The organism is Hymenobacter psychrotolerans DSM 18569, assembly GCF_900142395.1.
Lineage (GTDB): Bacteria > Bacteroidota > Bacteroidia > Cytophagales > Hymenobacteraceae > Hymenobacter > Hymenobacter psychrotolerans.
This window is the reverse complement of the sequence record NZ_FRAS01000013.1, coordinates 13,106-36,528: the sequence shown is the minus strand read 5'-3', so window position 1 is coordinate 36,528 and position 23,423 is coordinate 13,106. Positions and strand designations below refer to the sequence as shown.

The 23,423-nt window shown below is 63.2% G+C and carries 28 protein-coding genes and 1 pseudogene; 9 read left to right on the top strand and 20 right to left on the bottom strand.

What is annotated here, in order from left to right; all coding sequences use genetic code 11:
• The 4 genes from BUE15_RS21590 to BUE15_RS12585 form a co-directional block, all read right to left on the bottom strand.
• The gene (locus tag BUE15_RS21590; protein WP_139252267.1) at window positions 1–321 is read right to left on the bottom strand and encodes a DUF6660 family protein; all 321 of its coding nucleotides are present in this window, start codon (window positions 319–321) and stop codon (window positions 1–3) included.
• A 65-nt stretch (window positions 322–386) separates the two neighbouring features.
• A complete protein-coding gene (locus tag BUE15_RS12595) occupies window positions 387–824 on the bottom strand; it encodes a hypothetical protein (RefSeq protein ID WP_073285466.1) in 438 nt (145 codons plus the stop codon).
• Between the two features lie 48 nt (window positions 825–872).
• Window positions 873–2,072 carry a PepSY-associated TM helix domain-containing protein gene (locus tag BUE15_RS12590; protein WP_073285463.1) on the bottom strand — a complete coding sequence of 400 codons (1,200 nt, stop codon included), beginning with the start codon at window positions 2,070–2,072 and terminating at the stop codon, window positions 873–875.
• A 105-nt stretch (window positions 2,073–2,177) separates the two neighbouring features.
• Entirely contained in the window at window positions 2,178–2,750 is a 573-nt protein-coding gene (locus tag BUE15_RS12585) for a TonB-dependent receptor domain-containing protein (RefSeq protein ID WP_073285461.1), read from the bottom strand.
• Between BUE15_RS12585 and BUE15_RS12575 the strand changes: the two genes are divergently transcribed.
• A protein-coding gene (locus tag BUE15_RS12575) for an IS3 family transposase (RefSeq protein WP_374940613.1) occupies window positions 2,749–3,857 on the top strand; the annotation gives its coding sequence in 2 pieces (ribosomal slippage) (window positions 2,749–3,010 and window positions 3,010–3,857; 1,110 coding nt in all). The two genes, BUE15_RS12585 and BUE15_RS12575, sit on opposite strands and share 2 nt — an antisense overlap.
• A 140-nt stretch (window positions 3,858–3,997) precedes the next feature.
• The gene (locus BUE15_RS22495; RefSeq protein ID WP_258049179.1) at window positions 3,998–4,123 is read left to right on the top strand and encodes a hypothetical protein; all 126 of its coding nucleotides are present in this window, start codon (window positions 3,998–4,000) and stop codon (window positions 4,121–4,123) included.
• A 26-nt stretch (window positions 4,124–4,149) separates the two neighbouring features.
• Here BUE15_RS22495 and BUE15_RS12565 read toward each other — a convergent pair whose 3' ends face one another.
• The 11 genes from BUE15_RS12565 to BUE15_RS12515 all read right to left on the bottom strand — a co-directional run bounded on the left by BUE15_RS12565 (window position 4,150) and on the right by BUE15_RS12515 (window position 11,299).
• Complete coding sequence (locus tag BUE15_RS12565) at window positions 4,150–5,202, bottom strand: ArsO family NAD(P)H-dependent flavin-containing monooxygenase (RefSeq protein ID WP_073285449.1); 1,053 nt, start codon at window positions 5,200–5,202, stop codon at window positions 4,150–4,152.
• 8 nt (window positions 5,203–5,210) lie between these two features.
• Window positions 5,211–5,870 (bottom strand): hypothetical protein, encoded by a 660-nt coding sequence (locus BUE15_RS12560; RefSeq protein ID WP_073285446.1) that lies wholly within the window; start codon window positions 5,868–5,870, stop codon window positions 5,211–5,213.
• Complete coding sequence (locus BUE15_RS12555; protein WP_073285443.1) at window positions 5,867–6,295, bottom strand: arsenate reductase ArsC; 429 nt, start codon at window positions 6,293–6,295, stop codon at window positions 5,867–5,869. The genes BUE15_RS12560 and BUE15_RS12555 overlap by 4 nt, the downstream gene beginning before the upstream one ends.
• A gap of 29 nt (window positions 6,296–6,324) precedes the next feature.
• Window positions 6,325–7,137, bottom strand: a complete 813-nt coding sequence (locus tag BUE15_RS12550) for a universal stress protein (protein WP_073285441.1) — start codon at window positions 7,135–7,137, stop codon at window positions 6,325–6,327.
• Window positions 7,134–8,264 (bottom strand): ACR3 family arsenite efflux transporter, encoded by a 1,131-nt coding sequence (arsB, locus tag BUE15_RS12545; protein ID WP_073285438.1) that lies wholly within the window; start codon window positions 8,262–8,264, stop codon window positions 7,134–7,136. The genes BUE15_RS12550 and arsB overlap by 4 nt, the downstream gene beginning before the upstream one ends.
• Window positions 8,251–8,823, bottom strand: a complete 573-nt coding sequence (locus BUE15_RS12540) for a GNAT family N-acetyltransferase (protein WP_073285435.1) — start codon at window positions 8,821–8,823, stop codon at window positions 8,251–8,253. The genes arsB and BUE15_RS12540 overlap by 14 nt, the downstream gene beginning before the upstream one ends.
• Window positions 8,824–8,859: 36 nt before the next feature.
• A complete protein-coding gene (locus tag BUE15_RS12535) occupies window positions 8,860–9,303 on the bottom strand; it encodes a DMT family transporter (protein ID WP_073285432.1) in 444 nt (147 codons plus the stop codon).
• A gap of 32 nt (window positions 9,304–9,335) precedes the next feature.
• The gene (locus BUE15_RS12530) at window positions 9,336–10,109 is read right to left on the bottom strand and encodes a metallophosphoesterase family protein (protein ID WP_073285429.1); all 774 of its coding nucleotides are present in this window, start codon (window positions 10,107–10,109) and stop codon (window positions 9,336–9,338) included.
• A 72-nt stretch (window positions 10,110–10,181) separates the two neighbouring features.
• Window positions 10,182–10,646, bottom strand: coding sequence for a DUF6428 family protein (locus BUE15_RS12525; RefSeq protein ID WP_073285426.1), 465 nt, complete (start codon window positions 10,644–10,646; stop codon window positions 10,182–10,184).
• Between the two features lie 40 nt (window positions 10,647–10,686).
• Window positions 10,687–11,037 (bottom strand): ArsR/SmtB family transcription factor, encoded by a 351-nt coding sequence (locus BUE15_RS12520; RefSeq protein ID WP_073285423.1) that lies wholly within the window; start codon window positions 11,035–11,037, stop codon window positions 10,687–10,689.
• The gene (locus BUE15_RS12515; protein ID WP_125433150.1) at window positions 11,024–11,299 is read right to left on the bottom strand and encodes a hypothetical protein; all 276 of its coding nucleotides are present in this window, start codon (window positions 11,297–11,299) and stop codon (window positions 11,024–11,026) included. The genes BUE15_RS12520 and BUE15_RS12515 overlap by 14 nt, the downstream gene beginning before the upstream one ends.
• An 86-nt stretch (window positions 11,300–11,385) precedes the next feature.
• Here BUE15_RS12515 and BUE15_RS22200 point away from each other — a divergent pair, with 86 nt between their 5' ends.
• Both BUE15_RS22200 and BUE15_RS22195 read left to right on the top strand, forming a co-directional pair.
• Entirely contained in the window at window positions 11,386–12,744 is a 1,359-nt protein-coding gene (locus BUE15_RS22200) for a DUF4158 domain-containing protein (protein WP_211617651.1), read from the top strand.
• A 15-nt stretch (window positions 12,745–12,759) separates the two neighbouring features.
• Window positions 12,760–14,406: pseudogene (locus BUE15_RS22195) on the top strand (Tn3 family transposase); the annotation flags it as partial.
• 29 nt (window positions 14,407–14,435) lie between these two features.
• Here BUE15_RS22195 and BUE15_RS12505 read toward each other — a convergent pair.
• The 3 genes from BUE15_RS12505 to BUE15_RS12495 all read right to left on the bottom strand — a co-directional run bounded on the left by BUE15_RS12505 (window position 14,436) and on the right by BUE15_RS12495 (window position 16,341).
• Window positions 14,436–15,005, bottom strand: coding sequence for a recombinase family protein (locus BUE15_RS12505; protein ID WP_073285417.1), 570 nt, complete (start codon window positions 15,003–15,005; stop codon window positions 14,436–14,438).
• On the bottom strand, window positions 15,002–15,427 hold the full coding sequence (locus BUE15_RS12500; RefSeq protein WP_073285415.1) for a hypothetical protein: 426 nt from the start codon (window positions 15,425–15,427) through the stop codon (window positions 15,002–15,004). The genes BUE15_RS12505 and BUE15_RS12500 overlap by 4 nt, the downstream gene beginning before the upstream one ends.
• A 227-nt stretch (window positions 15,428–15,654) precedes the next feature.
• Entirely contained in the window at window positions 15,655–16,341 is a 687-nt protein-coding gene (locus BUE15_RS12495; protein ID WP_139252266.1) for an SH3 domain-containing protein, read from the bottom strand.
• A 470-nt stretch (window positions 16,342–16,811) separates the two neighbouring features.
• Between BUE15_RS12495 and BUE15_RS21585 the strand changes: the two genes are divergently transcribed.
• From BUE15_RS21585 to BUE15_RS12475, 5 genes are all read left to right on the top strand, one after another.
• Window positions 16,812–16,952 (top strand): hypothetical protein, encoded by a 141-nt coding sequence (locus BUE15_RS21585; RefSeq protein ID WP_179225616.1) that lies wholly within the window; start codon window positions 16,812–16,814, stop codon window positions 16,950–16,952.
• Between the two features lie 88 nt (window positions 16,953–17,040).
• Window positions 17,041–17,952, top strand: coding sequence for a LysR substrate-binding domain-containing protein (locus BUE15_RS12490; protein ID WP_073285409.1), 912 nt, complete (start codon window positions 17,041–17,043; stop codon window positions 17,950–17,952).
• 283 nt (window positions 17,953–18,235) lie between these two features.
• A complete protein-coding gene (locus tag BUE15_RS12485) occupies window positions 18,236–19,306 on the top strand; it encodes a YeiH family protein (protein WP_230687945.1) in 1,071 nt (356 codons plus the stop codon).
• Between the two features lie 62 nt (window positions 19,307–19,368).
• Complete coding sequence (locus tag BUE15_RS12480; RefSeq protein WP_073285406.1) at window positions 19,369–20,031, top strand: MBL fold metallo-hydrolase; 663 nt, start codon at window positions 19,369–19,371, stop codon at window positions 20,029–20,031.
• 11 nt (window positions 20,032–20,042) lie between these two features.
• Complete coding sequence (locus BUE15_RS12475; RefSeq protein WP_073285404.1) at window positions 20,043–20,327, top strand: DUF202 domain-containing protein; 285 nt, start codon at window positions 20,043–20,045, stop codon at window positions 20,325–20,327.
• Window positions 20,328–20,428: 101 nt separating this feature from the next.
• On the opposite strand, the gene BUE15_RS12470 is transcribed toward BUE15_RS12475, so the two are convergent.
• Together BUE15_RS12470 and BUE15_RS12465 are read right to left on the bottom strand one after the other, a co-directional pair.
• The gene (locus BUE15_RS12470; protein WP_084549015.1) at window positions 20,429–21,901 is read right to left on the bottom strand and encodes a YVTN family beta-propeller repeat protein; all 1,473 of its coding nucleotides are present in this window, start codon (window positions 21,899–21,901) and stop codon (window positions 20,429–20,431) included.
• Between the two features lie 42 nt (window positions 21,902–21,943).
• On the bottom strand, window positions 21,944–23,350 hold the full coding sequence (locus BUE15_RS12465; RefSeq protein WP_044518525.1) for a YncE family protein: 1,407 nt from the start codon (window positions 23,348–23,350) through the stop codon (window positions 21,944–21,946).
• Window positions 23,351–23,423: the final 73 nt, after the last annotated feature.

Sequence of the window (23,423 nt, the reverse complement as noted above, 5' to 3'; positions counted from 1 at the left end):
CTAGGCTTGGGGGGGTTGCCAGACGGCAAAAGCCCGCTGCTGCGGGGCCGGGCTCGTCAACCGAGCAAACAGCCGGGCAGCATCGCCTACCGGGTGGGTGGCCGGAAGAACCACAGCTGTAGCGGCGGGTAAGGAGGTACCAGCGCAGCAGTGGCAATGGCACAGGGGAGTACACCAATCCTGCTGATGATGCGCGGCGGCATCGGTCTGCGCCGTAACGCGGGCGCGGGCGCGCACCGGCTGGCTCACCGTCCCATCAGCACAGGGCAGACAGGCCAGCACCAGCAGGTAGACCGCAAAAAAGACCGCGAAAAAACGCATAGCAGAAAGAGGCAAACGCTGCAAACATACGTACCCGCCGCCAAATAGATTCCTTGGGTGCGCAATTAGCGAGCCTGGCGGGTCAGCACTACAATCTTACGCTGTGGGAACAGGCCCAGAAAATACGCCCTGAGGCCCGCTTCGCTCCCGACTGCAGGAGCCACATCTAGGCGGGGCAGCATACCCAGCCAGCGGCCCCGCCACCGGGCCCCGTCTTCCGTGGCAGGCAGCGTGCGGGCGTAAGCCTTAATCTCGGCGTAGGCGGCCGGCGTCAGGCGCAGAATGACCTGGTAGAGTTCCTGGGCCGGCCCCTCAAACGTTGCCGTCACCCGGAAGAAAGGCGCTTCCACCAGCAGGTAGGTGCGCCCCAGCCGGGAGGGGATGGGCCGGGTGCGGGTGGTGAAGGGCCGCAGGCGCTGGCGCACGGTGGCCTCGGTGGTGCGGGTCGCCCGCAGCAGCGCGAGCAGTTCCTGAAACAGCTGCGTAGGCGAAGTGTTGGTCATGAGCACTACAGTAAACGAAGGACGCAAGGTATGCGACAACCCCCTTCCTTACGAGACAACCGGTATAGCCGGCACAGCCAACTGCCGGGGTTGAGTCTTCTTGAGCTGTCGGCCCCACCAAATTAGAAAGCCCGTGACGGGTAGCGAGGCGCACACCAGCGTGGCCAGGCACACCAGCACCCGCGTGGGCCAGCCGAAGAGGGTACCGATGTGGATGGGGTAGTTGGAGTTGCGCCACTTCTCGCCCGTGCTCTTGCCCGTGAACTGCTCGGCGTAGGTCACCGCCCCCGTGGCGGTATGGTAGAAATAGGTATCCGACTCGTTCCAGGCCGTGCCCCCGTCGTAGTCCACGTAGCCTTCCAACTCGTGCGGGTTGTTGCCGCCGGGCTCGGGCCAGCTCAGGTACATGCTGGTCCAGGCTGGGTGGCGGGTTTGCAGGTGGTGCAGGGCCCGGTCAAGCGGAGCGGCCGTAGTGCGCGGGCGGGGCGGAGCGGCGGCGTGGGCACCGTAGCCGGGTTTCGTGGCCTGGCCCAGCAAGCGGAAGACGCCCGTTTCCCACCACGCAAACGACCACACCAGCCCCGAGGCAGCCAGCAGCAGAATGACGGCGTAGGCATAGAAGCCGCCCACGTTGTGCAGGTCGTAGTTGCGGCGGCGCCAGCGCACACCGCGCTTCAGCGTGAGGCGCTGCCGGAGGGCCGCCCGGTTGCGGGGCCACCACAGCACCAGACCCGTGAGCACGGCCGCCAGCAGCGCCAGCGTGGCCGTGCCCACGATAATGTGCCCCACGTCGTAGCGCAAGAGCAGCTGCTGGTGCATGACACGCAGGTTTTCGATCCAGTTGCGGGGCACGTCCACCACGCCCAGCACCCGGCCGGTATAGGGGTCCACGTAGATTTGCTCCCAGTGCGCGTACTGCGAAAACGCCGTCCAGCCGGGCTTTGGGTTGTCCTGATACGTTTGGAAGATATAGGCCCGGTCCGGGCCCGGTGTCAGCTCCAGCCCGTTCACGCGGTGCGTAGCCGGTACGGCGGCCTGGGCCGCGGCCAGCAGCTCGGCCACCGGCCGCACCGGTCCGCCGGCCTTCGGCACAAATACCAGGTCGCGGTAGTACCAGTCCGTCAATTCCGGCTCCCAGGTATAGAGGGCCGCCGGCAGGTAGCTCAGCAGCGCCACCGCCCCAATGGCCAGCCCCAGCCACAGATGCAACCGGCCCGCCCAATATTTCAGCCCGCGTGGTTTGGCCATGAATTAGTGGTTAAATGGTTGCATTGCTTAATGATTAAATGGCTAAACTTTCTAACATCAGCAGAACAGCCAGCCATTCAACAATTCAGCCATTGAACCAGTGATTTACAACACGTAACCCACGGTGAGGCGGAAGCTACGCGGGTTGCCGGGCCATAGGTTGGCCGGACCGTACACACCGTGGTAATATACCTTGTCGGTGAGATTGTTCAGGGTCAAGTTGGTGCGAAAACCGCCGCGCTGGTAGCCCAAGCTGGCATCCAGGGTGGTGTAGCCGGGCACGATGAGGGCTGGCTGGAAGGTGGTCCGCTCACTCAGGTAATTAAAGCCCGCCCCCAGGTGCAGGCCGCGCAAAGCGCCGCCTGTAAGCTGGTACTTCGCCCAGGCGTTGGCATTGTGGCGGGGCGCGTTGGGGAAACGGCCAGCGGCGTAGAAGTCGAAACCTGAGTCGCCGGGGGTGCGCGTGTCGTTGTAGGCGTAGTTGGCAATCAGGTTTAGCTGGGGCGTGATGCTGCCCTGCACCGACGCTTCCACGCCTTTGCTCCACACGTTGTCAATCTGCATCAGGCGCAGGCCGTCGGGGTCGGTCGGGTCCTGACGTCCTCCCACAAAACCGGACCGGTATAAAGTAGAGAAATCAGGCCCTTGTCGTATCTTAAACCAAGAGACACGTGCCATGAAGAAGACGAAATTTACCGAGGCCCAGATCGTGTTTGCCCTGCGCCAGGCGGACACGGGCGTAGCCGTCGCGGAAGTCTGCCGGAAGATGGGCATCAGCGAGGCCACGTACTATAACTGGAAGAAGAAATATGGTGGCTTGGGCGTGCCCGAGCTACGCCGCTTGAAGCAGTTGGAAGAAGAGAACTTGCACCTCAAACAGCTGGTGGCCGACTTGAGCTTAGACAAGCAGATGCTGCAGGACGTGCTCAAAAAAAAGTTCTGAAGCCCGTGCAGCGTCGCCACGCGGCTCAACACTTACGCGACGCGTACCGCATCTCGACCCGCCGGGCCTGCCAGGTCGTGTCGCTGCAGCGCTCAAGCTGGTACTACCGGCCACACGGGCGGGACGACACGGTGCTGCGCCACCGGTTGCGGGAACTGGCCCAGATCCGGGTGCGCTACGGCTGCCAGCGTCTGTTTACGCTGCTACGCCGGGAGGGCTGGCCCGACAATCACAAGCGCGTGCATCGCCTCTATTACCTGGAAGGGCTTCATTTACGCAGCAAACGCCCCAAGCGCAGCCGGGCCGCGGCGCACCGGCTGGAGCGGATCGAACTGCAGCGGCCGCACCAGAGCTGGAGCATGGATTTCGTGGCCGATCAGCTCTTCGATGGGCGCAAGATTCGCGCCTTAGCGATAGTCGATAATTTTAGCCGCCAGTGCCTGGCCATTCACGTGGGGCAGTCGCTGAAAGGCGAAGACGTGGTGGCTGTCATGAGCCGCCTGCAGCAAACGCTGGGTGTCGTGCCCGAGCGCATTCAGGTTGACAACGGCAGCGAGTTCATCAGCAAGGCGCTGGACAAATGGGCCTACGAACAGCAGGTCACGCTGGACTTCTCACGCCCCGGCAAACCAACTGATAACCCGTATATTGAGTCGTTCAACGGTAGTTTTCGGGACGAGTGCCTGAACGTGCATTGGTTCCTGTCGCTGCCTGACGCGCAGGAGAAAATCGAGCAGTGGCGGCAGGAGTATAACAGCTTCCGACCACACAGCTCGTTGCAGAATTTAACGCCCGATCAGGTCATGGCAGCAGCCAGTACGGTCGAGCTTCAGAACGCCTGATTCTCTACTGCGGGCCGGTCCAGCAATTGGGAGGAGGTCACCCCCTGGCTACCCCCGCCCGGTGGGTCGAGTTTGATTTAAACCCCTGGCTGAGGCGCTTAAATCCCTGGCTGAAAGAAAACGACCAATACTTGGCCTACATGCACGTCTACGTCGTGAACCTCGACCAGCGCGCACCCGAAGAAATTATGGTGAAGACGGGCGGTGGCACCGGCGTGCAGGGGTACCGCACGGTCGTCGACCAAACGCTTTTGTTATCGGGGTAGCACTAGAGTAGGAACAGAAATTCCCGCTAAGCGCTTTGGGTAGGGGCCAGCAACGCCTTGATTTCATCCACCGTGGCCCGGGCCGAGCGGCCCACGCCAATCAGCGTCGCGGAGGCAAAGCCGGTCCAGCTGCCGTAGCCCACCAGCCACAGGCCGGGCAGCGCGGTGGCCTGCGTGCCGGTCGTGACCACCCGTCCATCGGGCTGCAGCACACCCAGAGCCGCCAGAAAGTCAAGTGCCGGCCGGAAGCCCGTGCACCAGAGTACCGCGTCCACGGCTTCTTCCCGCCCATCGGCCCAGACCACGCCCGTGCGGGTGAAGCGCGCAAACGGCCGCACGCTGTGCAGCACGCCCCGGCTGCGGGCTTCCTTCACCGAGTCCACCATTACCACGTCGCCGAGCGTAGGCGGCGGAGCGGTTTCCTGGCCGGCGTGGTAGCGCTGCGTGGCTTGGGTGAACAGCAGGCGGCCGTCTACGTCATCCGGTAAAAAGCGGGGTTCCTTTTCCGTGACCCAGGTCGTGTTGGCTACCTGCGACACTTCGGCCAGCAGCTGCGCACCGGAATTGCCGCCGCCCACCACCAGCACCCGTTGGCCGGAAAAGGGCGCGGCATCCTGATACTGGCCCGAATGCAACTGCACGCCCGCAAAGTCGGCCTGACCGGGATACGCGGGAATAAACGGATTGCTCCAACTGCCGGTGGCACACACCACCGCCCGAGCCTGCCACGTCCCGGCATCGGTTTGCACGGCGAAGCCCTTGCCCGACCGGCGCACGACCTCTATGCGCACGGGCCGGCGCACCGGCAATTCATAGCGCTGCTCGTACCGCGTGAGGTAGTCAATCACCGCGTCGCGGGCGGGAAAGCCGTTGTCGGTCGGACGCGGCATGAGCCAGCCGGGCAAGGAGCTGGCATCGGCCGGCGAGAACAGGCGCAATGAATCCCAGCCGTGGGGCCACGCGCCGCCGGGTACCGGCTGGTCGTCCACCAACTCAAAGGTCAGACCGGCGCGGTGCAAATAATAGCCCACGGCCAGCCCGCTTTGGCCCGCTCCAATCACGAGTACATCGGTTTCCATACGCTTGGTTAAGGCCTCAGCCGCACCGCGACGGCCAGGGAAAGTTCAATGCTGTCCGGCCGCCGCGTGTTCACCAGGGCGCGCAAGTCCTCGCTAGGGGCGGCCCCGTCCAGATACTGCACCGGGTTGGGACCAAAGGCCAGGCCTTTGCCCATCACCGTCAGCAACGCCAGGCGCGGCGTGGGCTGCCATCGTAGCCCCACTCGCAGGCGGGCCACGGCGCCGGAACGCAGGCGAATCCGGGCCGTTTCGCGCCGGCCTGCCCGGTCGGCTTCCGTGTGGACGGTGAGTGCATCCCGCCCGCCGGAGTAGGCCAGGTTGATGCCCGCAAACGTGGTAGCCTTGTGCTCGGTGAGCAGGTCAACCCGCGCCCCCACCCCGGCTTTGAATCCGCTCCAGTCGTAGCCCCCGCCCGCCGTGGCTTCCACACGCCGGCTCAGGCGGTAGCCCACGTCCAGCCCGTTGCCGTAGGGCGTCCCGATGCCCCCGGTGAGCGTGAGCGTCAGGGGCCGGGCAAATGCCGGGGCTCGGGTGGCAACTGCATCCGTTTGGGCGTGGCACGGCCAGTTGAGCAGCCCGGTAAGTAGCAGCCCCAGGAGTGACACCCAGCGCCGCCCGGCCTGGCGGCGGGGCCGGGCCGCCTGCGCAGCGTCCGGGCTCTTTTTCATCCGGCGGTGGCCAACTCCTGCTGCACGAAGTCGTGGGCGTAAACTTTTACCTGGTCGCGCACCGTCCGGAACTGCGCCATGATTTCTTCCTCGGTGCCGGTGGCTTTAGCCGGGTCGGGAAAGTTGTGGTGCAGCTTCTTGGCGGTGGACGTAAACACGGGGCACACCTCGTTGGCGTGGTCGCACACGGTCAGCACGTAGTCGAACGGCACGTGGGCGTACTCATCGACGTGGTTGCTGGTGTGGTGGCTGATGTCCACGCCGTCTTCGGCCATCGTTTGCACCGCGCGCGGGTTGAGGCCGTGCACTTCCACGCCGGCGCTGTACACCGTGGCCCGGTCGCCTAGCTCTTGTTCTAGATAGCCGTGCAGCAACTGGCTGCGGCAGGAGTTGCCGGTGCAGAGCACCAGGATGTTGGGTTTCATCGGAGAAGAAGTTAAGGAGGAAGAAAGCGTTACGCTGCCGCTTCGGGGAGCACCAGCACCGGCACCGGGCTGTGCAGCACGACGGCCGCCGTGCGGCTGCGGTGAAACAGGTTGCTCAGCCGGCTGCGGGAGCGCGCCCAGAGCACCAGCCAACTGCCCAACTGCTGCCGGGCCCGCTTGGTGAGTACCAGCGCCACATCGGAGCCGGGCAGCACCTGCATCGGAGCTTCGGCCCCGAGCGCCGTGGCCAGATTTGCCGGATGTGCCGGACTCGTTGCCTGGCCCTCCCCGATGACCTGCACGCCCTGCACGAGGGGGTGGCCCGCTTCGAGCAAGGGTTGTGCGGCCGTCGCCAGCGCCCCCAGTTGGGCGGGCTGCTCGTCGAGGGCTACCAGCCAGTGCAGCGGCAGCGCGTGCTGCCGGTAGGATTCGGGCACGACCAGCAGCGGGCAGGGCGTGTGGCGCAGCAAACGCAGCACCGTGCTGTTGACCAGCTCATCGGGCAATTCCTCGGTGTCGCACTTGCTGGCCACCGCCAGCAGGACGCCGTGCGCCCGGGCCGCGGCTACAAATTCCTCGGTCACGTCGCCGGCGGCTACCTGCCCGGTGCAGGCAATGCCCTGCTGCTGCCAGTGCGCGGCCTGCTGCTGCAGCAAGGCGCGGGCTTCGGCTTCGGTGCGGGCCGGGTACTTGCCCGTCAGGGCTTCGGGGTCCAACAGCGAGGTGCGGCGCACATGCAGCAGCAGCAGGCCGGCCCGCAGGGGCTGGGCCAATTGCGCGGCGTAGGCCAGCGCATTATCGGCGGCGGCGGAAAAGTCGGTCAGAACGAGCAGCTGGTTCATGCGGCCGGGGTGGAAGTGGTAGAGGAAGCAACGACCGTTTTACCACCGTACCAGCGGCGGCGGAACCAGAAGGCCAGGTTGACCAGCGCAATCAGCGCCGGCACCTCAATCAGCGGCCCAATCACACCGGCGAAGGCCTGGCCCGAGTTCAGGCCGAACACGCCGATGGCCACGGCAATGGCCAGCTCGAAGTTGTTGCCGGTGGCCGTGAAGGCAATGCTGGCATTCTCGGCGTAGTCGGCCCCCAGCCACTTGCCGGCGGCAAAGCTGAGCACGAACATGACCCCGAAGTAGATGGCCAGCGGCAGGGCGATGCGCAGCACGTCCAGCGGCACCTGCACGATGGTTTCCCCCTTCAAACTGAACATGACCACGATGGTGAGCAGCAGCGCCACCAGCGTAATCGGGCTGATGGCCGGGATGAAAACCGTGTCGTACCACTCGTTGCCTTTCAGCCGGCGCAGGATGGTGCGCGAGAGAAAGCCGGCGGCGAAGGGAATACCCAGGTAGATGAGCACGCTCTGGGCAATATCCCCGATGCCGATGTTCACGGCGTAGCCTTTCAGCCCGAAGTAGGGCGGCAGCACCGTGATGAACAGCCAGGCCAGCACCGAGTAGAACAGCACCTGAAAGATGGAGTTCAGCGCCACCAGCCCGGCCGCGTATTCGCGGGAGCCGTCGGCCAGGTCGTTCCACACCAGCACCATGGCAATGCAGCGGGCAATGCCAATCAGAATCAGGCCCATCATGTACTCGGGCTTGTCGGGCAGCAGCCAGATGGCGATGAAGAACATGAGCAGCGGCCCCACAATCCAGTTCAGCACCAGCGAAAGGCCAATGATGCGGGTGTTTTTGAAGACTTTGGGCAGCTCTTCGTACTTCACCTTGGCCAGCGGCGGGTACATCATCAGAATCAGGCCGATGGCCAGCGGCACGTTCACGGTGCCCACCGAGAAGTAGTTGATGGCCCCGTTGATGCCGGGCACGAAGTAGCCCAGGCCCACGCCTAGGGCCATGGCAAGGAAAATCCAGAGCGTGAGGCCCCGGTCAAGGCCGGAGAGTTTCTTTTCGGCCAAAGCCGTGGGGGCCGGGGCTTCGAGGGAAGCCGAGTGATTATGCGTTGACATGCGGGTTAGCTAGTTCGGATGATTCGGAAGGTGAAAAGGCAGCCACCAGGGCCGGGGGGACGCTAACCACGGCACTGCGGCGTTCGAGCAGCAGCGTGTCGCGCCAGAGGCCGTGCAACTGGCCAATCCGCTCGCGGCGGCCGACTTCGCGGAAGCCGGCCCCGAGGTGAATGCTGATGCTGGTCGTGTTTTCGGGGAAGATGCTGGCCTGCAGCGTCCAGATGCCGTAGGCCTCGGATTCGGTGCTGAGTGCCGCCAGCAACTCCCGGCCTACGCCCCGCCCCCGGGCATCAGCGGCCACGTACACGCTCACCTCCGCCACGCCGCCGTACACGCAGCGACTCGACACGGGCGAGAGGGCCGCCCAGCCTAGCACCTGCCCGCTGCCGCCGTAGCCGGCATCCACGGCCACCAGACGGCTATGGGGCAGGTGGGCGTAGTCCCACTCGGCCCAGGTTGGGGCTTCGGTCTGGAACGTGGCCTGGCCCGTGGCCACGCCTTGCTCGTAAATACGGCGCACAGCGGGCCAGTGCGCGGCGGTCATGGAAAGCAGTTGCATAAGGAAAAGATGCAGAAGCGGAACGATGATGGGCGGTTATTTGCGGTTGAGCAGGTAGGCCCCGGCGACGAGCAGCAGCGCCCCGGCCAGCCGGCTCAGCGTAAGGGGGCTGCGCGCCAGGCCCAGCAACCCCAACTGGTCGAAGAGCAGGGCGGTGAGCAGCTGGCCGGTCACGACCAGGGCGAAGAGCGAGGCGGCGCCTACGCGCTGCAGCGAGAAGGTGATGGCCGCGATGTAGACCATGCCCAGTGCCCCGCCCGTCCACTGGTACCAGCGCACCCCCTGCACGGCGGCCAGCGTCGGCAGCGGCGTCTGGGTACTGGCCAGCACCAGGGCCGCGGCCAGGGTGCCGACCAGATAGGACGCCAGCACGGCCCACATCACGCTGTGCAGGCCCCCGCGCAGCTGGCTGTTCACGGCCGACTGCGTGGTGAGGGCGGACCCGGCCAGCACCAGCACGAGGAAAGGGAGATATTTCATGGTGGAAACGACCGGGCAGCGAGTGCGCGGCCCTAGTAGGCCTTGCGCAGCATGTCGGCGTACTCGTTGGGCAGCGGCGAGGCTTCTACTGCCTGCGCCGCTTTCTCCACGTCGTATTCCACCCGAATCAGTTCCGAGCGTACGCTGTTGGGGTCGGTAAGCGTGGTGTTCTCGTCCAGGTGCAGCAGCTGGTAGGCGGCGCGGGGGTCGCCGTCCTTGGGCTTGCCCACCGAGCCGATGTTGAGGGCGTGCCGGTAGCGGGTTTCGCCCTCCACCTCGTAGGCGAAGGTGCGGTGGTAGGGCTTGTGGGTGTGGCCGAACAGCATGATGTCGGCGTTAGCATCCTGCAACACCCGCAGGAAGCTGGCTTCGGGCCGGTCCTCAAACAGGTACTCGTTGATTTTGCGCGGTGAGCCGTGCACCATCAGCAGGCTGAGCGTGCAGGGCTCCTCCTGAAACTCCAGGCGCATGTGCTTGGGCAGCAGGCGCAGGTAGCGCCGCTCGTCGTCGCCCACGACGTGGTTGGTGTAGGCGATGCTTTGCGCGCCCAGGTCTTTTTCCGTGTCGGTTTTGTAGGCGCAGCCGCAGTTGCTGCTGGCCAGCCCGATGCCCTGGTCGTAATTGCCGGCCAGCGTGGGGATGCCCCGGCGGCGTACCTCGTTCACCACTTCGTTGGGCCAGGGCGCGTAGCCCACCAAGTCACCCAAGCAGAAAATCATGTCCGGGCGGCGCTGCTCCATATCGGCCAGCGCTGCTTCGAGGGCCGGCAGGTTGCCGTGCACGTCGGAGAAAAAGGCAATCGTCATAAGAAGTAAAACAGAGTGGAGGAAGGAAAAAGCAAAACGGCGCAACCCGGGAGGGCTGCGCCGTTTGTCAGTCTAGCAGCACCCGCCGCCCGGCGTGCAGCCGCCAGCCGTTTGCACCTGAGGCAGGACAATTTGCTGAGCCGCCGGAATGCCGCAGGCATCCTGAGCCAGGCAAGCCGTTTGCTTGGCCGTGAGCACGAAATCGGTGCCGTCGAAGGTCAAACCGAACTTGCCGATGGTGGCCTGCTGGTACTCCACCTCAATGCCCAGGTCTTCGGTGCCCAGGATTTTCTCCGACAGGTTGAGGATGTGCAGGAATTTCTGGGGAGCCAACCGGTGGTCGTAGTCGCCGGCCTCCCAGAGCTGGAAGTTGGCGACCTGCTCCTGGCGCTCCACGCCGCCGCAGTCGATGAAGTGCTTGCTCACCAAGCCCACTTCCGTAACGTGGAAGTGCGCGGGCAGGTACTCGCCCGTGGGCAAACGGAAATTGACGGCTTCCACTTCGGCCAAAGCCTGCTTGATTTCAGAGATTTTCATGGCGTTACGTGTTGATAAGAGGATGAAAAAGGGATGGGGCCTAGCAGGCGCAGGCATCGTCGGGGCCGCAGGCCGCGCCGCTGGTGGCTTCTAGGAAAAAGGCCGTGAACTGCTGGTGGACCCGTTGCAGCAGCTCGGTGTTGAGGCAGTAGCAGACGGTGAGGCCGTCGATTTCACCGCGTATCAGATCCAGGGCTTTCAGCTCCTGCAGGTGCTGGGAAACGGTGGTGCGGGAGAGCGGCAACTCAGCGGCGATATCACCCGATATGCAGGTCTGCTTGCTGGCCAGCAGCTGAATGATGGCCACTCGCGCCGGGTGGGCCAGGGCCTTGGCCACGCGGGACAAGTGCTGCTGCTCTTCGGTAAAGGCGGCGGTTTTAGCGTAGGTCATGGGAGGAAGCCGGAAGTGGTTCGGGGGAAGTAGAAGGCACTGCCGTCGCCGTCAGCAGTTGGGTAAGCAGGGTTTCGGCACGTTGGTATGCGCGCTGCTCAGCTGCTTTGAGCCGCTGCTCGTCGCCCCCGCCCGGCAGGCCGTTGTAGCCGCCTTGTGTTTGCAGGCGCAGGCTTTCCAGCACTAGGCATTCGGTGCGCAGTACCCGTTCGAGCACGACGCGCAGCAACGGATGAACCGGCGTATCAGGGGAGGAAGACATAGCAGCAGGTAGCCAGGCAGGAAGTATGTCGCAAATATACGACATTGCATGACGTATGTTTACGTCGCACCTACTTTCTTCTTCGTATGCCGGTAGAATTTCTGAGTGACGAGCAAGCCGCTCGCTACGGACGCTTCTTTGCCGACCCCAGCCCCGAGCAGTTGGCCCGTTTCTTTTACCTGAGCCCGGATGATCGGGCATTCGTGGCCCGGCGACGACGCCGGCCCAACCAGCTCGGCTGTGCCGTGCAACTTGGCACCCTACGCTATTTGGGGACCTTCCTGCCTGAACCTACCCAGGTGCCGGCCGTTGTCGTGGAGACGCTGGCCGCACAGTTACAGGTCGACCCCACCGAGTGGACAGCGTACGGTAAGCGCGTCAGCACATGGTACGAACACCAGACGGCGGTGCTGGCCTACCTGCACTATGTCCCCTTCGAAGCCGCACAGGCGTTTCGACTTACACGCTGGCTCTACGCACAGGTCACCACCAGCACCGTACGCCCCAGCGTGTTGTTTGACCTGGCCACCGCCCACCTGGTCGCCCTACGCGTGGTACTGCCCGGCGTCACGGTGCTGGCCCGCCTCATTGCGCGGGTGCGTGAGCGCACTGGTCGTCATATCTACCGCCAGGTGGTTGCACGGTTGAATGCGACGCAACAGAACGCCCTGGAGACCTTGCTCGTGGTATTGCCCGGCGGGCGGCTCACCCTCTTGGAAGTATTGCGCACGTCCCCTACCCGCGTTTCCGCCCCCGCGCTGGTCGCCGCGCTACAACGGCTAGACCAGATTCGCGCCCTCGGTGTCGGCGACGTGCCCCTGAGCGACCTGCCGGAAGCCCGCCTGGCGCGCATGGCCCGGCACGCGCAGCTGGCCTGGGCCCAGCCGCTTTTGCGCATGGGGACGGAACGCCGGGTCGCCACATTGCTGGCTTTCGTGCAGGCGCTGGAACGCACCGCTACCGATGACATTCTGGAATTGTTTGACGGGCTGATGAGTGCATTGGCCCTGCGCGGGGAGGCGAAACGGCGGCGCGAGCGGCTGCGCTCCCTCAAAGACCTGGACGAGGCCGCGCTGCTATTACAACAGGCCGTGCGCATCCTGCTGGACGAGACGGTACCTGATGCGGCCCTGCGGCAGCGGGTACTCAGCACCCTGGGCGAAACCGCGCTCCGGGAGGCGGCCGATGCCGTGCAGGACCTGGCCAGCAGCGAGGACGACCCGATGCTCCAGGTGCTGGCCGGCAGCTACGCCACGGTTCGCCGCTTTCTGCCCGCACTGCTCGGCGGCCTGGTCTTCGAGGGCTCTCCGTCGGCCAAGTCCTTGCTTGATGCCTGGCACTTTTTACAGCAGCAAGAGCAGCCCGGTCGGGGCCGGCCTAAATGGGCCACCGCCCCCGTGGCGGTTATTCCGAAAAGCTGGGCCCGGCGCGTCTTTCCCGGCTAAGGGGACGTCAACCCGCATGCGTACACGCTGTGCGTGCTGGACCGGCTGCACCAGGCCCTGCGCCGCCGAGAAGTCTTCGTGCCGCGCAGCGAACGGTTTGGCGACCCACGCGCCGAATTGCTCCGGGGCGAGGCCTGGGCGGAGGCGCGGGATTCGGTGGCCCGTGCCCTGGACCGCTCCATCGACCCCGCCGTAGAATTGGCCCGCCTGCAACAGCAACTGCATGCCGCCTATACCGAAGTAAGCGCTAACCTGGCCCGGAATACGGCCCTGCAACTGCTGCAGATCGACGGTCAACCGTCCATTACCTTGACTCCGCTGGCGGCCCAGCAGGAGCTGGCCAGCCTGACGCGCCTACGCGAACAGCTGGCGGAGAAGTTGCCCCCGGTCGAGTTGGCCGCTCTTCTGCTGGAAGTGGAGGCCTTCACCGGCTTTGCCAGCGCCTTTACGCACGTGGCCGACGGGCAAACCGCTGCGACCGACCTGCCCTTGAGCATCTGCGCCGTACTGCTGGCCCAGGCCTGCAACATCGGGCTGAAAACGGTGGCGCGGGCCGATGTGCCCGCCCTGACGCTGCCCCGCCTCTCGTGGGTACAGCAAAACTACCTGCGCGCCGAAACCCTGACGGCGGCCAATGCCCGGCTGGTGGACGGCCAAGCCCAGTTGCCCCTGGCCCAGGCCTGGGGCGGCGGGGAGGTGGCCTCCGCCGATGGGATGCGCTTCGTCGTGCCCGTGCGCACCATCTACGCGGGCTGGAACAGCAAGTACTTCGCCTCCCAGCGGGGGGTTACCTATTATAATTTCACCAGCAACCAGTTCTCGGGCATCCACGGCATTGTCATTCCCGGCACGCTGCGCGACTCCTTGTTTATTCTGGCTGGGCTGCTGGAACAACAAACCAGCCTAGACCCCCGCGAAATTATGGCCGATACGCACGGTTTCAGCGAAGTAGTATTCGGGCTCTTTTCGCTGCTGGGCTTCCGCTTCAGCCCCCGGCTGGCCGATCTGCCGGACCAGCGGTTCTGGCGTCTCCATAAAGAGGATGACTATGGTCCGCTCAACGAGTTGAGTCGTCACGTCATCAATGCCCGGCTCATTTCGGAGCACTGGGACGATATGCTCCGGCTGGCTGGTTCGCTCAAATTGGGTAAGGTCAAGGCTACGGCCGTCATGCGCACCCTGCAACGGGCCGGCTCCCTCTCGGGTCTGGGGCGGGCGGTGGCCGAGCTGGGGCGGGTGGAGAAAACCCTCTACCTGCTGGCCTATGTGCACGATGAGGCGTACTGGCGGCGTATTCTGGTGCAACTCAACCGGGGTGAAGGTCGGCACGCGCTGGCCCGGGCCGTCTTTCACGGCAAGAAGGGCGAGCTGCGCCAACGCTACCGGGAGGGCATGGAGGACCAGTTGGGAGCCTTGGGCCTGGTGGTGAATGCGTTGGTGCTATGGAACACGCGGTATTTGCAGCAAGCCCTACAAGAGTGGCCAGCAACGGAAGCGGCCCTACTACCGGACGATGTGGCGCGCCTGTCGCCCCTGTTGCACGAGCACGTCAATATGTTGGGCCGCTACGATTTTACGCTGCCCGAAAGCATTGCGGCGGGGCAGTTGCGCCCGTTGCGCAACCCCGAAAACTGGCAGGAGCGGTTTGTTCCTGTAGAATAACGGAGCGGATAGCAGACCGACCGGAGTCACTACACCAGGTATTTGTGCATCGTCGCCACGGGGACGCCGGTCGCCACTTGAATCTTTTTAAAGCTTAGGCCCGTGCTGCGCAGCCGGCGTAATTCGGCAATCATCTCCGGAGCCAGGGCGGGGCGGCCCGGTTTTTTGCTGCTCCGCGCCTGCCCGGTTTTAATGCGCTCCGAAAAACGTACCCGTTCCTGCTTGGCAATGGCGGCCAGAAAGCCAATGATGGCATCCCGGAATAAACCCGTGCTGTCCAGGTACTGCTCGGTGAAAGACTTGAACTGCACCCCGACGGCGGTGAGCCGCTGCAGGTGATTGAGCGTCTCGGTTACGCCCTCGCGGCTAAAGCGGTCCAGCGCCCAGAATAGCACTACATCAAAACGGCGCTGGTGCGCATCCACGAACAATTGTTGGAACTGGGGACGTTCTGCGTTGCCGCCGCTTTCCTGATCCGTGTACTCCTTATAAATAGCGTAGCCCAGCCGCCGCGCGAAGTCCCGCAGTTCCCGTAGCTGGTTTTCGTTAGTCTGCCCTTTGTCCTTAGTACTGACACGGGCGTAAATCGCGGCCCTCATCGGTCTTTGCAGGTGTTCTGTACGTGTTCACGCCATGTTACGGGCGGCCCATGCATACGATCGGACACCTTCCTAAATCCATCGGCACTCAGCATGCCAACAAGTTCTGCCAGCTCATACACCTTTTGCAGTGGCTGATTGACAAAGTACGACCCCTTTTTTTCGTGGAAACCAAACGAAAACCCTGCTTCGAAATGCGTAGGGGCCATTTCAATATTACCGTAGCCTGCTGAAGTCGTGAGCATGACGCCAACACAATATTCTCCCTCAATGGCAATCACGGCGAAACGATGACAATGCTCTCTGAGCTTGTCTTCACAGTTCATAATCCTTTTACCTCCCTTAGGATAGATGGCATCAGGATGAAATTTATAGATACCTCGCACGACACGCTCGGTAGTGTATAGGCGTTGAATACTCATTCGCAAAACTACTGTTTCTCGAACGAGTTTGCTACCGGCCGTGCCGGTACTAAGAACGGCGTTTTGAGGACCGGTTTTCGGGAAGGTTTTTCGAACGCTTCTTTCGGCCCGCGTGCTGAGTGAAATATAATATAAGCTGCCAACTGCTTTTCCGCACCGACATTCATAGTATTTAATATATTATATACTATATACTCTTAGCGGGAATTTCTGTTCCTACTCTAGTGCTACCCCAAGACGGCCGCGAATTGGTTATTACGACGAATGACCAAGCGTTCAGGAAAAAAGTATAGTTCGGTGTTGCGCAGACCCAGATACGGAATGGGAACATTGGTTTGCAAGTGACGGGAGGGCTTTCTATTTAAGGAAACGCCCCCAAGGCCGATGCGCGAAATGGCATTACTGGCCCCGGCATTGCGCCGTCGGTCGTTGATACGTTCGGAGTGCAAATACTGCCAGACTCTGTGCGAATTGGAAATCTGGCCAAAGGCTTTCAGGAAGTCGGCGTGTACCTGGGCTAAATCATCGTTGAACTCATAGTTGATTTCCAGTGTCAGACGCCTTTTGTCAACCCGTGACAGATACATGTAAGCGGCTAGCACAGCCGCCAGGCAAAAGGCAAGACCGGTCCAGAATAAGCTAGGCTGATCGTCTAAGCGCAGGTATTGTTTGACTTCCGGAACGCGGGTAATGCGGGCGAATTTTTTGGAGACGTACTGCCCAGTAGATACCCCATACCAATGGTTCATGGTGCTGTCCGTGAGGGGAAGCAGACTACCGTAAACCGCCGAGCCGACCACAGAAGCTTCTGGGTCGGGCTGCTGCCGAATCTTGATGCCGCTGGAGGCGGTAATTTCCACCTTCGGGATGATGGTTTCCTCCGTGCGCGTGACTTGGCCGAAGTAGCTGAACAAGCCAAAGCCCAATAGTGGCCTTGGTTAAAAGTTTAGTACAAAGGTTAAACGCCCTTTGCCAAATTAGAACGGACGTTGGGCAGTAAGCTGTGCTAATGCTGCTGCGTCAGCGTCACGCTCTGGTTACCCTATACCTGCTTACTACACTCATTTGGTTGGCCGTAACTTGAGCCGTTGCTGGTACTGCGCCAGCGTACGCCGTACCTCGCCGACGGAGTGTAGACCATTGAGGGAGAGATAAGGAGTTTGGTCTGGATGGTAAGGGAGGCGGCCGGCACGGCTCCGCCCGGCGCACCGAAACACCTGTGTCTGCCACTCCGAAATGCGTCCGACCAATTTCTCGCCTACTTCGTGTCTATCAACCTGCTGCACCTCGGCGTAAACCAGCGCCTTGGGAAGGTAGTATCCGCTTCGTCAGGCTTTCGCTGGGCCTCGCCTCGCTGTACTATATCGGCCTCTGAAAAGCCGAAGTGCCTGCCCCATTCGATTCCAACTCCATTCTTGCCACCGTCATCATCGGCCCCGACGGCCAGGTGGTCACCTGCCACGACGGCATGGCCGCGTACTACACCCCCGAGTTCAAGGCCGCGCTGGAGAAGCTGGTTCGGTAAGCGGCGTTGGCAGGGTGGGCGGATGAGTGCCCGAAATGAGCGGGGAGGGTCCGCCCCGAGGTTATAGCAAACTGCCTACCTTGCCGCCATGTCCGATTTTCGTCTGCGCGTATTTGCCACCGTGGCCCGGCATCTGAGCTTTACCAAGGCCGGGCAGGAGCTGTTTGTGAGCCAGCCGGCCGTCACCAAGCACATTCGTGAGCTGGAAGCCCAGTACGGCCAGCGCCTGTTGGAGCGGCGCGGCAACCGCGTGAGCCTCACCGAGGCCGGCCGCCTGCTGCACGCCCACGCCGATGCCGCCGCCGCCGCCCAGCAGCAGCTCGAAGACCAGCTCCTGGCCCTGCGTGACCCCGAAGAGGCCGCCGGCCGCCTGCGCCTGGGGGCCAGCACCACCTTGGCCCAGTACGTGCTGCCGGGGTTGCTGCCCGCCTTTCAGGCCCGCTACCCGCAGGTGCAGCTCTCGTTCCTGAACGCCAATTCCGAGCGCATTGCCGATGCCCTACTACGCGGCGAGCTGGATTTGGGCTTTGTAGAAGGCCGCACCAAAAGCCACGACCTGCACTACGAGCCGTTGCTGCCCGACGAGTTGGTGGCCGTGCGCCGCGTCGCGCCCGGTTCCCCGCTCGCCACGCCGCTGTCCTTGGCCGAGGCCCTGGCCCACCCGCTGGTGTTGCGCGAGCGGGGCTCGGGCACGCTGGAAATTCTCGAATTTGCTCTGCGGGCGCAGCACATTAAGCTCAGCAGCCTTTCCGTAGCCCTTTACCTGGACAATACGGAAGCCATCAAGCGCTACCTCGAAGCCGCGCCGGCGGCCCTGGGATTCGTGTCGCGCCGGGCCCTGGACCGCGAGCTGGCGGCTGGACTGCTCGAAATCGTGCCCATCAAAGGGCTGCACCTGGCCCGGCAGTTCGAGGCACTCTGGGTGCAGGGACAGGTGCTGGCCCGGCCGGCCCAGCGGTTTCTGAGCTTCGTGCAGGGGCAATTCAAGGGGGCCAAATAAAGGCTGGCGATGCCGGATAACCATTCGGTGTCAGCTGGCAGCGGCTGTACTTATACAGCAGGAGGTGAACCGGGTGGTTCGTCCAACGGCAGATTGGCGATGGCACAGGTCTGCCGGTGCCGTAACAACTGCTGCCACGGCCATCCGGGCGGCTCAAGACTGGCGGGAATGCAAAAATCAGCTATTCTATAAATAACTTTTGGTTATGCAGGATAACACGATTGGATAATCCTTTGCGTAGGGGTCGCCGTATATTTGCCTCAGAAACAACCCCCTCCCGCTCATGGCACTCCCGGTTCATTCCGCAACTCCGCAAGCCCCTGATTCGCCGCTCGCTCCCGCTCCGGCGCAGGAACCGGCCGCTCCTGAATTCAACGAAACCACCGGCTTCTTCCGCCACCTGCACACGCCCCGCGTGCTGTTCGGGCAGGATTTCACCCTGAAGCAGGTGGTGTTCGTGCTGTTCTTCGTGTTCTGCCTCACGCCCTGGGCCTCGCCGCCCATTGCCCTGGCCCTGGGCTTGGTGCTGGCCCAGACCATCGGCAACCCCTTCACTACCCAAACCAAAAAGGCCACGGCCAAGCTGCTGCAGTTCTCGGTTATCGGGCTGGGCTTCGGCATGAACGCCCACGCGGCGGTGCAGGCCGGCAAGGAGGGCATCCTGTTCACGGTGGTGTCCATCTTCGGCACGCTGCTGCTGGGCCTGGTGGTGGGCCGGTGGTTGGGGCTGGGCCGGCACGTGGTGCATCTGATTTCGTGCGGCACCGCCATTTGCGGCGGCTCGGCCATCGCGGCCATCGGGCCGGTGCTGCGGGCCAAGGACGAGGAGATGTCGGTGGCCCTGGGCACGGTGTTCGTGCTCAACGCGCTGGCCCTGTTTGCCTTCCCGCCCATCGGCCACGCGCTGGCCATGACTCAGAACCAGTTCGGCCTTTGGTGCGCCATTGCCATCCACGACACCAGTTCGGTGGTGGGCGCGGCGGCCGCCTACGGCAATAAAGCCCTGGAAGTAGCCACCACCGTGAAGCTGGCCCGGGCCCTGTGGATTATCCCGATTTCCATTGGCACGGCCATGATTTTCAAGCAGAAGGGCGTCAAGGTGAAAATTCCCTATTTCATCTTCGGCTTCATCGCCGCCATGCTGCTCAACACCTTCGTGCCCGCCGCCAAGCCCCTGGGCCCGGTGATGGTGAACCTGGCCAAAATCGGCCTCACGGTGACGCTGTTTTTCATCGGCGCGGGCCTGTCGGCCAAGGTGGTGCGCTCGGTGGGCATCAAGCCCTACGTGCTGGGCATCCTGCTCTGGTTGGTGATTTCGACTGGCTCGCTCTACGTGATTCTGCACACGGTATAGCGCAAAGCGCACGGAGGAAGTTGGACTACCGAAGCAGCTAGAACAACCTCATTTTCAATGCCATGCGCATCACCAAATACATTCATTCCTGTTTGCTGTTCGAACTCGACGGCCAACAGATTCTTTTCGACCCGGGCAAGTTTTCCTTCATCGAAGGCTTGGTGCACCCCGAGGTTTTCAAAGACGTATCGGTCATCATCATCACCCACAACCACCCCGACCACCTCGACGTGGCGGCGCTTCAGAAAATCGTGGCCCTGCGTCAGGTCATTATCATCTCTAACCGCGAGGTGGCAACCGAACTGAAAGCGCACGGCCTCACGGTGCAAATCCACGAGGAAGGTCGCCTAGACTTGGGCGTGTTTCAGCTGCTGGCCCTTCCGGTGCAGCACGAGGCCATTCTCGACAGCCCCTTGCCGCAAATGACCGCCTGGCTGGTGAATGGCAAGGTGCTAAATCCCGCCGACTCTTTTGCTAACAATTTGTTGCCCTTCGCGGGGGTGGAAATGCTCCTGCTGCCCGTCACCGCGCCTTTTCTCACGGAGCTGGTGGTGGCCGATTTCGCCCTGAAAATGCGTCCCAGGCAAATTTTGCCCGTACACGACGGCTACCTCAAGCCCTTCTTCATCCAGCAGCGCTACGAGAACTACGGGCCGTATTTTGAGAAGCACGGCATCGTGTTTCACCGGCTGGCCGAACCGGGCGATGCCATTACCCTCCCGTAGCCTACTCCCTTATGCCGCTACCCCCCCCCACCAACCCACTCGCCCTCTCGGACCGGCTGGCCCTGCAACGGACCCGGCTGGCCAATGAGCGCACTTTGCTCACCTACGTGCGCACCAGCCTGGCGCTGGTGGGCTTCGGGCTGGCGCTCCTTCAGTTTCACCCCGAGCGGGGCGGCCGGTTGGGTTACTCCGCGCTGGCGGTGGCGGGGCTGGTGCTGACGGTCGGGCTGCTGCGCTTTCGGGCCCATTGCCGGGAATTGGCGGCCTGCCAGCTAGCAAGCGGCGAAGGTAGTTGAGCAACAAAAAACCCCGGTGCTACCCGAAGCAAAAGCGTTTGCGCCCCTAAAAAAGCCCCTGATGCGACATGCACCAGGGGCCTTCTTGGTCAGCAGCCGGCTTACGGCTGCGTGAGCGTGACCGCGCCGGCCGGGTTTTTGTCGCCGAGCACCACCACGGCGAACCGGCCTGCCAGCCGCAGCCGAATCTGGTAGTAGGCGTTGACTTCGACTGCGCCACCATCATCGGTTTTGAAGGAAATGACCGGCTCCGGGGCCACCAATGCGGTTTTGCTGTCCGACAGGTACAGGGTGTAGGTGGTGTTGGCGGCCAGCTGCTTGAGGGCCAGTACCATTTCGTCGAGGTCTTCGGTGGGGCGGATGGTGGCCCCGCCGCCCACGCCGGGCACCGGCTGCGTACCCACGGGCACCAGGCGGATGTTCACCGGCGTCACCGGCGTGAAGGCTTCCAGCCCACTGGCGCCGGGGCTGCCACCGCCGGCTTTCACCACGTAGAGCAGGGCCTGCGGGGCCTGGCCGCTGCCGGTTTCGGTGAGCTTGGTGTTGGTTTTGGTGTCGATGCTGACCAGCGCGTCGCCGTTTTCCAGGCCCACGTAGAGCTTGCTGCCGTCGCCGTTGGGCCACACACCGTGCGGGTTGGCCCCCACCGGGATAGTGGCCAGCAGCTGGCGCTGGCGCGAATACACCTTCACCGCGTTTTCGCCGCCCACGGTTACGTAAGCGAAGTCGCCGGCGCTGGCCCCGCTGAAGCGGGTGCCGCCGCCGGGGCCGGCCATGTTCACATGGTTGGTGCCGGGGCCGGTGTCAATCACGCCTTCCACGGCGTAGGTCTGGGCGTTCACCACGGTCACCTTGCCCACGTCTTTGTGGGTCATCCAGACCTGCTGGCCGTCCTCGGTCACCACCAGGTTGGGCGAGAACTTGCTCACCACCGGCACCCGGGCAATGACCTCGCGCTTCTTCACATCAATTACGTCGAGCGTAGCGGTTTCGGAGTGGTCCACGAAGGCCACTTTGCCATCGGGCCGGAACACGACCATGCTCGGCTCGTGCTCGGTGGCAATGTTTTTCACCACCTGCATTTTCTCCACGTCAATCACCGTCACGTAATCCTTGCCGCGCACCGCCACCCAGAACTGTCTGCCGTCGGGCGTGAAAAAGCCCTCGTGGGGGTTGCGGTCCACGTATACCTTGCCCTTGACGGTGTTGGTGGCTAGGTCGATAAAAATCACCGCGTTGGTGAGGGTGGCAATCACGCCCAGCGTCTTGCCATCGGGCGACACCCCCAGCCCGTGCACGTTGGACTCCATGTCGTAGAGCGGGCTCAGAAACTCGGGCCGGCCCTTGCCCAAGCGAATCACGCCCAGCAGCCGGTTGGTGCTCGGGTCGTGCACCGACACCGTGTTCGATGACTGGTCGGCCAGGTACACCCGGTCGGCGGCGCTGGCTGCGATGGGGCCGGGGTCGGGCGGAATGACCATGTCGGGCTCGGTTTCCTCGCTGTTCTTTTTCGAGCAGGCCCCGAGCAACAGCGTGGCTGCCAGGGCCCAGGTGGATAAGGTAGTGATGCGCATGGAGGGATGAAATGCTGGTTTTGCCGCCCAGTCTAAGCCGGACTATTCGGCCAGTAAAGCGGGTTCACCGTCAGTGGTTTTGGGTGCGACGATTACCCGCGAAAACTTTTTGCCCGCTGGGTTCAACTCGCCGCCCGCGATGCGCTGCACCGGCCCCAGGGCCTGGCCCATGGCCCCGCCTTTGGCATCGGTGCGCACGGTGGTCAGGGCGTAGTCGCGCGCGTAGGGCGCTTTGGTGCCGCTGGTCAGGAAGATGTCGTAGTCGGTGTTCGGCGTCAGGCCGCGCAGGGCGAAGGTGGCCAAATCCACCAGCCCTTCCGAGCGCAGCGTCATGGTGCCGGTGGCGGGGCCAGCGGTGGGCGGCTTGAGCGTCCGCACCACGGCGGGCTGGTCAACCAGCTGCCGGCCGAGGCCGGTGTTTGTGGCCGCGCCGGCAGGCACGGCGTTGGGCACGTACATCAGCGCCATTGGGGCCTGGCCTACCTTGATTTTGGCCAGCACCCGGTTGCTGGCCGTGCTGATGGCCACGGCGGAGTCGCCGTTTTCCAGGCCCACGTACATCCGGCTGCCGTCGCCCGAGGGCCAGATGCCGTGCGGATTAGCCCCCACCGGAATGGTGGCCAGCTGCTTGAAGCCCGGGGCGCGGCTGTACACCTTCACTACGTCCTCGCCGCCTACGGTCACGTAGGCCAGCTTGCCGGCCGCCACATCCACCGTGGCCACGTGGTTGGTGACGGGGCCGGTTGTCAGCACGCCGCTGATGGTGAGCGTCTTGGTATCCAGTACCGATACCTTGCCCACATCCTTGTGGGTGAACCAGATTTGCTGGCCGTCTTTGGTGGGGAAGATGTTGGGCGAGAAGGGGCTCACCACCGGCACCTTTTTGATGACTTTGTAAGTGGCCACGTCCACCACGGCCAGCTCGGGCGAGAAGCTGGAGCACACAAAGGCGCGCTTGCCGTCGGGGCTGAAGGCAATCTGGCCGGGGCCGTTGGGCACGGGCACACGGCGGGTTTCGCGCATCGTGGCCACGTCAATCACCGATAGGTAGTCCTCGCCGCGCACCGTTATCCAGGCCTCCTTGCCATCGGGCCGGAAGGTGGCCTCGTGCGGGGCCCGCCCCACGTACACGCTGCCTTTGATGACGTTAGTGGCCGTTTCGATGAAGGTCACGTTGTTGGAGCCCACCGACACCACGGCCAGCAGCTTATGGTCGGACGAAGCACCCAGGCCGTGTACCAGCGCCTGCCCCTTGTAGAGCGCCGAGAGCAAGTCGGGCTGCGGCTTACCCAGAATAATCTGGCCCAGCAGCTTGTTATCCATGGGGTCGATAACCGAGACGGTGTTGGAAATCTGGTCGGCGGTGTACACCCGGTCGCGGTGGCTGACGACCTGAGCCGCCGCCACGCTGGAAATGAGCAGCAGGCCGGGGAGGAGAGGGAATTTCATGGGATAGGGAAAAAAGAACGTCATGCTGAACGAAGTCGCAGCATCGCTACCTCTTTACTAATCAACACTTCTT